General features: G+C 65.2%; 13 protein-coding genes and 1 pseudogene. 9 read left to right on the top strand and 5 right to left on the bottom strand.

Going from position 1 to position 11,569, the window contains the following annotated elements; genetic code table 11:
- A pseudogene (locus RMO81_RS04325) lies at window positions 1-394 on the top strand (tyrosine--tRNA ligase); the annotation flags it as partial.
- Window positions 395-397: 3 nt separating this feature from the next.
- Here RMO81_RS04325 and RMO81_RS04330 read toward each other — a convergent pair.
- Together RMO81_RS04330 and RMO81_RS04335 are read right to left on the bottom strand one after the other, a co-directional pair.
- A complete protein-coding gene (locus RMO81_RS04330) occupies window positions 398-1,834 on the bottom strand; it encodes an ATP-binding protein (protein ID WP_310474517.1) in 1,437 nt (478 codons plus the stop codon).
- Between the two features lie 3 nt (window positions 1,835-1,837).
- Window positions 1,838-2,527, bottom strand: coding sequence for a response regulator transcription factor (locus tag RMO81_RS04335; RefSeq protein ID WP_310474518.1), 690 nt, complete (start codon window positions 2,525-2,527; stop codon window positions 1,838-1,840).
- A 128-nt stretch (window positions 2,528-2,655) separates the two neighbouring features.
- Between RMO81_RS04335 and RMO81_RS04340 the strand changes: the two genes are divergently transcribed.
- The 5 genes from RMO81_RS04340 to RMO81_RS04360 are packed head-to-tail and all read left to right on the top strand — an operon-like array spanning window position 2,656 to window position 5,917.
- On the top strand, window positions 2,656-3,867 hold the full coding sequence (locus RMO81_RS04340) for a DUF3089 domain-containing protein (protein ID WP_310474519.1): 1,212 nt from the start codon (window positions 2,656-2,658) through the stop codon (window positions 3,865-3,867).
- Window positions 3,864-4,358, top strand: a complete 495-nt coding sequence (gene ruvX, locus RMO81_RS04345) for a Holliday junction resolvase RuvX (protein WP_310474532.1) — start codon at window positions 3,864-3,866, stop codon at window positions 4,356-4,358. Before RMO81_RS04340 ends, ruvX begins: the two co-directional genes overlap by 4 nt.
- Window positions 4,345-4,707: a peptide-methionine (R)-S-oxide reductase MsrB gene (gene msrB, locus RMO81_RS04350; RefSeq protein ID WP_310474520.1), complete on the top strand. Its 363-nt coding sequence runs from the start codon at window positions 4,345-4,347 to the stop codon at window positions 4,705-4,707. Before ruvX ends, msrB begins: the two co-directional genes overlap by 14 nt.
- Window positions 4,707-5,621, top strand: a complete 915-nt coding sequence (locus RMO81_RS04355; protein WP_310474521.1) for a peptidylprolyl isomerase — start codon at window positions 4,707-4,709, stop codon at window positions 5,619-5,621. The genes msrB and RMO81_RS04355 overlap by 1 nt, the downstream gene beginning before the upstream one ends.
- Window positions 5,618-5,917: a DUF952 domain-containing protein gene (locus RMO81_RS04360; protein ID WP_310474522.1), complete on the top strand. Its 300-nt coding sequence runs from the start codon at window positions 5,618-5,620 to the stop codon at window positions 5,915-5,917. The genes RMO81_RS04355 and RMO81_RS04360 overlap by 4 nt, the downstream gene beginning before the upstream one ends.
- Here RMO81_RS04360 and RMO81_RS04365 read toward each other — a convergent pair.
- Complete coding sequence (locus RMO81_RS04365; protein WP_310474523.1) at window positions 5,914-6,525, bottom strand: glutathione S-transferase family protein; 612 nt, start codon at window positions 6,523-6,525, stop codon at window positions 5,914-5,916. The two genes, RMO81_RS04360 and RMO81_RS04365, sit on opposite strands and share 4 nt — an antisense overlap.
- A gap of 108 nt (window positions 6,526-6,633) precedes the next feature.
- On the opposite strand from RMO81_RS04365, the gene RMO81_RS04370 reads away from it, so the two are divergent.
- Together RMO81_RS04370 and RMO81_RS04375 are read left to right on the top strand one after the other, a co-directional pair.
- Entirely contained in the window at window positions 6,634-8,100 is a 1,467-nt protein-coding gene (locus RMO81_RS04370; protein WP_310474525.1) for a Do family serine endopeptidase, read from the top strand.
- A gap of 43 nt (window positions 8,101-8,143) precedes the next feature.
- A complete protein-coding gene (locus tag RMO81_RS04375) occupies window positions 8,144-8,665 on the top strand; it encodes a methylated-DNA--[protein]-cysteine S-methyltransferase (protein WP_310474527.1) in 522 nt (173 codons plus the stop codon).
- 3 nt (window positions 8,666-8,668) lie between these two features.
- Here the strand turns inward: RMO81_RS04375 and RMO81_RS04380 are convergent, their stop codons facing one another.
- Entirely contained in the window at window positions 8,669-9,358 is a 690-nt protein-coding gene (locus RMO81_RS04380; RefSeq protein WP_310474529.1) for a PEPxxWA-CTERM sorting domain-containing protein, read from the bottom strand.
- Window positions 9,359-9,524: 166 nt separating this feature from the next.
- Between RMO81_RS04380 and RMO81_RS04385 the strand changes: the two genes are divergently transcribed.
- Complete coding sequence (locus tag RMO81_RS04385; protein ID WP_310474530.1) at window positions 9,525-11,009, top strand: hypothetical protein; 1,485 nt, start codon at window positions 9,525-9,527, stop codon at window positions 11,007-11,009.
- Between the two features lie 235 nt (window positions 11,010-11,244).
- Here the strand turns inward: RMO81_RS04385 and RMO81_RS04390 are convergent.
- The coding region (locus RMO81_RS04390) for a biotin/lipoyl-containing protein (RefSeq protein WP_310474531.1) at window positions 11,245-11,569 on the bottom strand (325 nt) is incomplete at its 5' end.

The following is an 11,569-nucleotide window of genomic DNA, read 5'->3' on the forward strand; positions in this document are numbered from 1 at the left end:
GTTCACCGATCTGCCTTGGCAAGAGATTGCCCGGCTGGAGACGCTGGAAGGCGCCGGGATCAACCACGCCAAGGAGGTGCTGGCCACCGAAGCCACCGCACTGTGCCGGGGCCGTGCTGCAGCCGAAGCCGCTGCTGAAACCGCGCGCGCCACCTTTGCCGAAGGCGGCGCCGGGGAAGATTTGCCGCAATTTGCCGTGAGCGGGTCGGTTTCCATCGTGGATGCACTGATCGGCCTGGGCTTTGCCGCATCGAAGAACGAAGCGCGCAAGCTGGTGGCGCAGGGCGGTGCCCGCATCGATGGCGAAGTGGCAGGCAGCGATGCGGCGCTGGTGGCACCGGGGCAGAAGGTGAGTGCCGGCAAGAAACGCCACGGGCTGGTGGTGGCGGGCTGAGCCCTATTCCGCCGCTGGCAGGCCGGGCAGATCGATGGCCACCATCAGGCCCGGTTTGTTGTCTGACAGGCTGATGCTGCCGCCGTGCAGGCGGGCGACGGCGGCCGCCAATGACAGGCCCAGGCCGGCACCCTGCAAATGTTGGCCCTGACGGCCGCGCGCAGCGTCCAGCCGGCCGAAGCGTTTGATCGCATCCTGGCGCTGGCTGGCGGGGATGCCCGGGCCACGATCGGACACCAGCAGCCGCGCGCCGCTGTCGCTGGCTTCCACCCCAAGTTCGATCACCTTGCCGGCAGCGCCATAGCGCAGTGCGTTGTCGATCAGATTGGCCAGCGTCCGGCCCAGCAACTGGCGGTGCGCCCGCGTCGTCACCCGCGACAAACCCGGCTGCAGCTTCAGCGCCACGCCGGCATCTTCGGCCAGCGGTTCGTACATGTCGGCCAGATCGGCGATCATCTTGGACAGATCGACTTCTTCAAAACGATCGCGGCCGATGCCGGCTTCGGCGCGGCTGATTTCCAGGCTGGTGTCGAGCATGGCGAGCAGGGATTCCGCCTCGGTCGACACGGCGGCCAGATCGGCGGCATCAACAACGCTGCCCTGGCTCAATTTGCCGATGCGCGCCTTTAACCGGGTGAGCGGCGAGCGCAGATCATGCGCCAGCCCGTCGGTAACGGCGCGCAGTTCATCCAGCACCGATTCCACCCGCGCCAGCATGACGTTGAAGGCCGCCCCCATGGAATCGAATGCATCGGCGGGCGGGCCGGCCGGCAGATCGACGCGGGCGTGCAGATTGCCGGCGGTCACTGCGCTCACCACATCGGCAATGCCGTGGGCACGATCGGTGATGATGCGGGCGATCATCCGGCTGGTCAGCCACGCCAGCAGCGCCGCCAGCGGCAAGGCGGCGGCAAGCATGGTGGTCAGCGTCATCAGCAGGCGCACTTCGGCTTCCAGGCTGCGGCCAACCAGCAGGCGAAAGCCCTGCGGCATGGCCCGGCCGGTGACCATATAGGGGGTGGGGTCGCCCTGTTCGTCCGCCATCGCCGTGACCCGGTGAAAGCCGCCATCCACCGGCACATCTTTCGGCCAGCGCGACAGATTGCCCATGAACAGGGTGCCATCGCGGTTGGCCAGGTGGATGACCAGCGGCCCCGGCACCTGCAATTCGCCATCCAGGATGGTCACGGCGGCTTCGAGGCCGTCTTCCTGCCACGCCTGCATCGAGGCATCGGCAATGGCGTCAACCCGGGTTTGGGCATCGCGTTCGAGCAGATTCTGGGTGGCGCGTTCCAGCAAAATCAGCATCAGCGCCGATCCGGAAAACAGCACCAGGAACAGGACAAGGCTGATCCGCGCCGTGGTGGTGCGCGGCATCAGGCGGTTCAACAACCGGTGCAGTTGCGGCGGCAGCATCGACAATTGCCCCACGCGGGGCATGACTCAGGCCGAAACCGGTTCGCCGCCGACCCGATAGCCGGTGCCGCGCACGGTTTGTACGATATTGCCGGCGCCGCCTTCATCCAGCTTCTTGCGCAGGCGGCTCACATGCACGTCGATGACGTTGGTGCCCGGATCGAAATGATAATCCCACACGCCTTCCAGCAGCATGGAACGGGTGACGACCTGGCCGCGGTGGCGCACCAGAAATTCCAGCAGGCGGAATTCGCGCGGTTGCAGATCGATGCGCTTGCCGCCCCAGGTAACGCGGCGGGCGAGCAGATCAAGCTCCAACTCGCCTTCCACCAGCCGGGTCACTTCGCCTGACGGCGCGGCGCGGCGCTGCACCGCTTCGAGGCGGGCGAGCAGTTCCGGCAGTTCGAACGGCTTGGTGAGATAATCGTCGGAACCGGCGCGCAGGCCCTTCACCCGTTCATCAAGGCTGGCCAGGGCCGACAGCACCAGCACCGGCGTGCGGTTGCCGGCTTCGCGCAAACGAGACAAGACGGTGAGGCCATCAACTTCGGGCAGCATGCGATCGAGCACGATGGCGGCATAATGGCCATCCATCGCCAGTTCGAAACCCAATGTTCCGGTGCCGGCAACATCAACGCTATGGCCGGCTTCGCGCAGACATTGCGCGATATGATCGGCCATGGTGGCGTCGTCTTCAACGCAAAGAATGCTGCTCATGGGTGTGACTTTATGCCGCTCATTACAAAAAACTCAAGCGCCTCGTCTCTCGATACCATGTTTTTCTTCGCAGAGCACCAAAAGCGCTGCTAGGCAACCGGCCTTAACCTTGCTGAAGGCCACGAAGTTTGACTGGGCAATCGACGGACGACAATCAGGCAGATGCTGCGGCGACAATTGCTGCAAAGCCCGCGCGGGTGGAACGCCAGGCGCGGCTGCCGCGGCTGTTCCTGTGGCTGGTGGCGATTGCCATCATCATCGTCATCGCGCTGGGCCTGATCTGGCGGCTGGCCGGTGATCGCCTGATGACCGCTGCATTGGTGCCGCGCGGGGCATTTGCCGCTGCGGATGCCGGGGCGCCATATGATTACGGCGATCCGGCCAGTTGGGCGGCACGGCCCGGCCTGGCCGATGATCCCGCCGGCTTCGTGCCGGAAGGCGCTGCCGTTCTGCCCAAGGGCGATGTGCCGGTGTTTTTCGTGCCCCCCACGGCCGCCTTTGATAATGGCCAGTGGAATGGCCGTTCCAGCGATGCCGCCACGGCGCAGCGGCTGGCGGGTTTCCTGCGCACCGAAGCCAGCGCGTTGGCAGCTGCCGGCCCGTTGTGGGCGCCGCATTATCGCCAGGCGGTGCTGGGCAGTTTCCTTGCCAACACACCCGAAACCCGCGCCTTTGCCCAATCAGCGCAGCAACTGGCCTATGCCGACGTAAAGGCCGCATTCGATCGTTTCCTGCAGGCGCAGCCGCCGGGCGGGCCGATCATCCTGGCCGGCCACAGCCAGGGCGCACTGCACCTGCTGCGCCTGTTGAAGGAAGAAGTGGCGGGCACGCCGCTGGCTGCTCGCGTTGTGGCGGCCTATGCCGTGGGCTGGCCGGTGTCGATTGATGCCGATCTGCCGGCGTTGGGCCTGCGCGCCTGCGAAAGCCGCAATCAGGCGCGCTGCCTGCTCAGCTGGCAGAGCTTTGCCGAGCCGGCTGAACCCGCGGCCATCCTTGATGTCTATTATGCCGGCATCGGGCTGGCCGGCAGCCCACGCGCCAACACGGCCATGTTGTGCAGCAATCCGCTGACCGGCAGCATCGGTGATGCGGCGCCAGCCAGCGCCAACCCCGGCAGCCTGGTGCCGTCGGCAACCCTAACAGCCGGCACATTGGTGACGCCCGGCGTGCCGGCCCGCTGCGACCCGCGCGGCCTGCTGCTGATCGGCGAGGTGCCATCGGGCTATCCGGCCTTTGTGTTGCCCGGCAACAATTTCCACGTGTTTGATTATCCGCTGTTCTGGGAAGCGGTGCGGCGCGATGTGGCGGCGCGGGTGGTGGCATGGAACGCGGAACGCTGATTACCGCCGCCGCCCCGGATTTTGCGGCGGCACTGCCCGATGCTGGCCGTTTGGGCGGGCTGGACGTGGGCACCAAGACCATCGGTCTGGCCACCTGTGACGCCAGCTGGAGCTTTGCCAGCCCGGCCCACACCATCGCCCGCACCAAATTCAGCGCCGATCTGGCCCAATTGAAGGCGTGGGTGGGCAAGGAACGGCTGGTCGGGCTGGTCATTGGCCTGCCGCTCAACATGGACGGCACCGATTCATCGCGCACCCAATCGGTGCGGGCGTTTGCGCGAAACGTTGCGCCATTGGGGCTGCCCGTGCTGTTGTGGGATGAGCGTTGGTCCACCGTTGCGGTGGAACGGGCGATGATTGCCGAGGATTTGTCGCGCGCCAGGCGTGCAGAGCGGGTGGACAGGCTGGCGGCGAGCTATATCCTGCAAGGCGCAATCGATGCGCTGAGTCTGATCCCGTATCGCGCTGGAGAACCTGATGAGCTGCCTTAGTCCTGAAGCCCGCGCCGTGCTGTTCGAATCTGCCACCGAACGGCCCTTCACCTCGCCGCTGAATGATGAAAAGCGCAGCGGCGACTATCACTGCGCTGGCTGCGGCGCGCTGCTGTATCATTCAGGCACCAAGTATGATTCCGGCTCTGGCTGGCCAAGTTTTTACGATGCAGCCGAAGGCGCGGTTGGCATCAAGACCGACGTGAGCCACGGCATGACCCGCACAGAAGTGCATTGCGCCAGCTGCGGTGGCCATCTGGGCCATGTTTTCCCCGACGGGCCGGAACCGACCGGACTGCGCCACTGCATCAATGGCCTGGCCCTCGATTTTCAGCCGGAAGTGGCCTGATGAAGCAGCTGCTTTTGCTCGCTGCGCCGCTGCTGATGGCCCAGGCGCCGGCAGCGTCACCTCCGCCCTCGCTTGTTGCCACCAGCGCTGACGAGATTGCCAACGCTGCCCCAGCCAATCACTGGCTCGATATCAGCCCGGATCACATCATGGTGATGGATACGGCGGTGGGCCAGATGGTGATCCAGCTGGCGCCGCAATTTGCACCGATGCATGTTGCTGCCATCCAGAAACTGGTGCGGGCCGGCCGCTTTGACGATGGCCGCATCGTGCGCGTGCAGGATAATTATGTCGTGCAATGGGCCGCCAAACCCGAAGCCGGCAAGCAGCCGGTGAGCCAGCCGCCGGACGTGCGCGAACAGCGGCTGCGGCCAGCGCCGCTGCCCGCCGAATATGAACGGTCGATCGACGATGTTGCCTTCGCACCGTCGCCGTTCAAGGACAGTTATGCCGAAGCGGGCTGGGTTTCGGGCTGGCAGGCGGCGCGCGATTCCAGCACGGGCACGGTGTGGCTGGCGCATTGCTATGGCACTGTCGGTGTGGGCCGCGACATGCCGCCCGATACCGGTGATGGCGCCGAGCTGTACACCGTGATCGGCCATGGCCCGCGCCATCTTGATCGCAACATCGCCAATGTTGGCCGCGTGCTCGCCGGGATCGAGCCGCACGCCGCCCTGCCGCGCGGCACCGAGGCGCTGGGTTTCTACAAGAACGAAAAGCAGCGCGTGAAGATCGCCCGCGTGCGCCTTGCCAGCCAGATCCCCGGTTTTCCGCGCTGGCAGATGATGGACACCGCCAGCCCGAGTTTCCGTGCTGTGGTGCAGGCCCGCGCCAACCGCACCGGGTTTTTCATCCGGCAGGCCGGCGCTGCCGATCTGTGCACGTTGAAAGTGCCGGTGCGGGAATTGAAGTGACGCCGATCGTCAAACTGCTGCGCGCCGGCGAGTGGGCACAGTTCCAGGCAGACGGCGTGTTCGCCGGATCAGCGGACGATCTGCGCGATGGCTATATCCATATCTCCACGCCCGAACAGGCACCGGGCACACTGGCCAAATGGCTCGCCGGTGATGCGGGTGTTGTGGCGCTGACGCTGGATGCCGATGCGCTGGGTGAAGCGCTGAAGTGGGAAGAAAGCCGGGGCGGGCAATTGTTCCCGCATCTCTACCGGCCACTGCGGCTGGATGAGGTGATTGGGGTGCGCGCCGCCTAAGCCTTTTGCGCTGCCTTGGCCCGCTTGAAGCCGTCGCGCGCCTGACACCGCTCCCAGAAACCGAGCAAATGCGGCCCAACCTCGCCCAGATGGCCAAGATTGCCAGCAAACAGCAGGGCATAGGCCACCGCGATGTCGGCCACGGTGAAATCATCGCCGCACAGCCAAGGGCGGCCATCAGACAGTGCGCGTTCGGCCCAGATGGTGCGGGCAAGGAACCAGCGCCGATAATCTTCGGCCACCTTTGGATTGCGGTTTTCCGGCTTTTCCAGATGCAGATAGCGAAACACCAGCGTCTGCGGAAAGGTCAGCGTCGCGTCGGACTGGTGCAGGAAATTGAGGTAATCGCCGTAGCGCGGATCGCCGGGCAGCACCCGCAGCTCGCCGGTTTTGTCCGCCAGATATTGGCAGATGGCAGCGCTCTCGGTCATCTGCACATCACCATCGGTGAAGAAGGGGATGGTGCCGAGCGGGTTCAATTCCAGGAACGAAGGCTCCATCCAGCGCGGCGGGAAGGGCAGCAGCACCAGTTCGTAGGGCAGGCCCAGTTCCTCCAGCGCCCACAGCGGCCGAAAGCTGCGCGCATCGCGGCAGTGCCACAGTTTCATGCTTCCCCCTTCGCAAAGCCAAAATGCTCCCCATATGCGTAGCAGTTATTCAGGGCTGCTTAAACTTCGCGCAGCAATCTCGGCAGAATGAACAGGATGATCACACGCATGGCTCAAGGTTTGAAACTGGCGGGCGGGGTCGGGCTCGGCTTGGCGGCCGGGGTCGGGCTGGCCGTGGGCGTCGCCACATTGTCCGATACTGGCCATGTCGCAGCGCAAATCCCGCCGATGGACACCAGTGATATCGCCCGTGCCGTGCCCGCCGCAGGCCAGGTGGCGCTGAGCTTCGCGCCGGTGGTCAAGACCGCGGCGCCGGCCGTGGTCAACATCTACACCGCCACGGTGGACCGCCGCCCGCGCAGCATGAATGAGGAATTCGTCCAACGCTTTTTCGGCGGCGCGCCGGTGCAGCCACGCGTGTCGCAATCGCTGGGATCGGGCGTCATCGTTGGCGGCGACGGCCTGATCATCACCAACAACCACGTTGTCGAAGGCGCCGATCAGATCCTGGTCGCCCTGGCTGACCGGCGCGAGTTCAAGGCCAAGATATTGTTTGCTGATCCGCGACTCGATCTGGCGCTGTTGAAGGTGGAAACCGAAGGCGCGGCGCTGCCGGTCATCCGCATGGCCGATTCCGATCGGGTCGAAGTGGGCGATGTGACCGTGGCCATCGGCAATCCGTTCGGCGTCGGCCAGACGGTGACGACCGGCATTGTTTCGGCACTCGCCCGCACCGGCATCGGGGTTTCCGATTGGCAGTTCTTCATCCAGACCGATGCCGCCATCAACCCCGGCAATAGCGGCGGTGCGCTGCTGGATGCACAAGGCCGGCTGATCGGCGTGCCCACCGCCATCTTCAGCCGCGGCGGCGGTTCCAACGGCATCGGTTTTGCCATTCCATCGAAAATGGTGCGCGTGTTTCTGAACGCGGCCGACAAGGGCAAGCTGGTTTCCGGCTGGATCGGCGTGGAAGGCGAGGCGTTGACCGCCGATACCGCCAAGCAATTGGGCCTTGATCGCCCCGGCGGCCTGCTGGTGACAGCGGTGGTGCCAGGCAGCCCTGGCGCGCGCGCAGGGATCAGGCAAGGTGACGTGCTGCGCAGCGTGGACGGCAAGGAAGTCGCGAACGGCGGCCAGCTGCGCTACAGCCTTGCCACCGAAGGCGTGGGCACCACGCTGAATGTGCGGGTGTGGCGTGACGGTGCCGAACGGCAGATGCCGGTGATATTGGCCGCACCGCCGGAAAATCCGCCCCGTACGCTCACCCGCATCGCCGCCCGTTCCATCCTGACCGGGGTGACGCTGGCCAATCTGTCGCCGGCCTATGCCCAGGAACTGGGTGCTGGCCTGCCCGAACAGGGTGTGGTGGTGGTCGCCATCGATGCCAATGCGCCGGCTGCGCGCTTCCTGCGCCCCGGCTCGCTGATCGAAAGCGTGGGCGGCCAGCCGGTGAAATCGGTGGCCGATGCGGTGAAGCTGGCAGGGGCCGGCGCACTGCTGGTGCGCTTTGCCATCGGTGAACAGCGGGCCGAATGCGGGGTCAATAATCAGGGCGGGCTCAGCTGTCGGACATGATGGCGGATTTCCGCCAGCGCCTCATCGTGAAGATGGGTAGGAAATGGCCATGAGCCATATCCTCTCCCGCATCGCCAGCCCGCTGGGTGATCTCCTCGCCATCACCGCGCCCGATGGTGCGCTGCACGCGCTCGACTTCCACGATTATGCCAACCGGATGCACCGGCTGTTTGGCCGGCACCATCCCAAGGGTGAGCTTATCGAAGGGCCCGCCCCGCCGGCATTGGTGAAGGCGCTGGCCGCCTATTTTGCCGGCGATGTGGCCGCGCTCGATGCGCTGGCCGTTGCGGGCATCGGCAGCGATTTCCAGCGCAAGGTGTGGGCCGCACTGCGCGCCATCCCGGCGGGTGAAACGCGCAGCTATGGCCAGCTTGCCGCCGCCATCGGCCAACCCTCGGCCAGCCGCGCGGTCGGTCTGGCCAATGGCGCAAACCCGATCGGCATCGTGGTGCCCTGCCACCGGGTCATCGGCGCCGGCGGCGCGCTGACAGGTTATGCCGGCGGGGTGGAACGCAAGGCCTGGCTGCTCAGGCACGAAGCCGCGCTGACACCGCTGCTGGCGTAAGGTTTAGCTGGCTGCCACCGGCCGCCGGCGGCGCAGGGCAGCACCCACGGCACCAAAGCCGGTCACCAGCATCACCCAGCTTGCCGGTTCCGGCACCGGTTCGGCGCCCACGAAATCGATCTGCATGCGTGGCCGTTCGCCCTGGAACGCGCCGTTACCGCCGGTGTTGCGGAACACCAGATTGCCCAATATCTCGATCGATCGGAAGCGCGGGCCCAGTGGATCCGGTTCGAAAAACTGGCCGATGGAAGGGCTGGCGCTGTCAGCTGTAAAGCTGCCCAGGTTGGTGCCGTTGATGCGCAGATTGCTGATGTCGATGGCGTTGCTGTTGGCGCCTGATGTGCGGCTGTTGGCGGTGAGCAGGACATAGGAAAAACTGGTGCCGATCCGGGCCACCCGGGTGAAACTGGCCGTTTCGCCGGCACCGAAACTGCTGTCGCGATTGAAATCGATCTGCCAGGTCAGTGCGCCTGTCGTCCAATTCCAGAACAGGCGAAACGCGTGGGGTTGGCCCAGTTGCCACACCGGGCTGCCCACCGGGTTGAGGCTGGTGCCCACCACCTGGGTGCCGGCATCCAGCATCACCGCTTCGAAACCGGTGCCGCCCCAGCGGGCGCGGGCACCCACTTCGACGGGCAGGGGGGAAACCGGGCCACCCGACAGGATGACCGTTGCCGAAGCGGCAGCCGGCATGAAGGTAAAGATGCCCGCAGCAAGGCAAGCAATACGACCCATGGAAATCACGTTCGACCCAATCCGAATGCAACAGATCCAAATTGGTTTCATAAGGCAGAAAGGTTAATCAAAAATTTTTGTGACCACGGTTTGACCGCAACGAATTTTTGGTGATGCTGTGGTGATGCGACGCCTGCTGTTCCTGTTGATTGGTCTTGTTGCGGCCTCCCCCGGTGCGGCGGCCTGGCGGGTGGCGGAATCGGCGCATTTCCGGGTTTATGCCGACATGTCGGCCGCCGATCTGCGGCGGCGAGCCGAATTGCTGGAGGATTATCGCGCGCTGCTGGGCAAATTCACCACGGCCCAGGTGAGCGAGACGGCGCCGAAACTGGATATCTATATCGTCGATACCATGTCCAGCGCGGTGCCGTTCGGCAAGGTGGGGCCAGATGTGGCCGGTTTCTACAATGCCGGCGATAGCGGTATCGCGGCCTTCGCCACCAAGGGGGAGTTTGGCCAGAAGGTGCTGCTGCACGAATATGCCCACCACCACATGTTTGCATCGACCGGGCAAAGCTATCCGGCCTGGTATGTCGAAGGTTTTGCCGAATATTTCATGACCGCGACCTTTTTCCCGACGCGGGTTGACTTCGGCCAGTTCGATGCCGGCCGCGCCTATTCGCTCAGCGAGCAATGGCTGAACTGGGATCGGGTGATCGGGCGGGAACAGGCCAGGCTGCGATCAGATGATGTGCTGAAATTCTACGCCCAAAGCTGGCTGTTGACCCATTACATGTTCCGCGCGCCCGGCATGTCTGCCAAGCTGAACGCCTATCTGCGGGCGGTGGCCGGCGGCAACGATCCGCTCAGCGCGTTCAAGGCGCATGTGCTGCCCGAACCCCGGGAACTCAATGGCCCGCTGAAGGCCTATATGGGCCGGATGACCTTCAGCCGGCTCACCCGCAAGGGGCCGGAACCGGTGGCGGTGACCGTGCGTGATCTGCCGGCATCGGCTGGCGATGTGATCATGCTGCATGCCTGGCTGGACAACAGGGGCGGTGAGGCGCCGGATGCCAAGGCGGCGCTGGCACGGGTGCAGGGTGCCACCGCGCGCCATGGCGGCGACGCGCTGGCCATCCGCACCCTGGCGCTGGCCGAGCTGTACTGGGGGGACAAGGCCAAGGCGAACAGCCTTCTGGATGGCCTGCTGGCGGCGGCGCCCGACGATGCCGATCTGCTGCGCCTGAAGGCCGAAGCCCTGATCGCCGCCGACGCGCAGGCCAATCGGGGCACGGCGCGGCGGCTGCTGGTGCGGGCGGCAAAGGCCGCGCCGGCTGATTGGCGGGCCCTGCATCTTTATGTGCACACCAGCGATATCGAACGCGGCCCGGTGGACGATAATCTGTTCGACGTGGTGCAGAGGATGTGGGAACTGGCACCGCAAGTATCGGGAATCGTGCTCGACATGGCGACAGTTCTGGTGCGCAAGGGCCGCATGGCCGAAGCCGCCAAGGTGCTGGAACCGGTGGCCTTTGCACCGCACGGCGACGGTTATGCCGCCCTGGCCCGCAGCTTGCGCGATGCAGCGCTGGCCAGCGACGCAGCGGCGTTTGTGAAGCGGCTGGAAGATGGGCCGCCGAAAACAGAGGAGCCGGCGGCGGCGAAGTAAGGTGGCCTCCGGCGGGCAGGGGCTGAGCCCCTGCACCCACTTTTGATTTGCCCGGCCCTGTTCACACGGCAGCGAGTCATGCTGGCGCAGGCCAGCATCCACAGTTGTGAGAGTTCGGGCTTCGCCGCATCCACGCGGGCTGCTGGCCTGAGCCAGCCTCAGGACGAATTTCAGTTGAAGAATTGCCTGAAAACCAACGGGTGCAGGGGCTGCGCCCCTGCCCGCCGGAGGCCATTTATCCTTCAAATTCCATGATCACCGCATCGACCGCCAGTGAATCGCCGGCCTTGGCCAGCAGTTTGGCCACGACGCCGGATTTTTCGGCCCGCAGGATGTTTTCCATCTTCATGGCTTCCACGGTGGCAAGCTGTTGGCCGGCTTCGACGTGCTCGCCTTCGGCAACGGCGATCGACACGATGAGGCCGGGCATCGGGCAGAGCAGATATTTGCTCATGTCTGGCGGCACCTTGGCGATCATGTGGCGGGCCAGTTCGGCCGCCCGCGGCGTGAGGGTGCGTGCCTTGTGCGCGCCGCCGCGGGTGGTCAGCGTGAGGAAGCTG

The sequence above is a fragment of the Sandarakinorhabdus sp. genome (genome assembly GCF_031422795.1).
Classification (GTDB): Bacteria; Pseudomonadota; Alphaproteobacteria; order Sphingomonadales; family Sphingomonadaceae; genus Sandarakinorhabdus.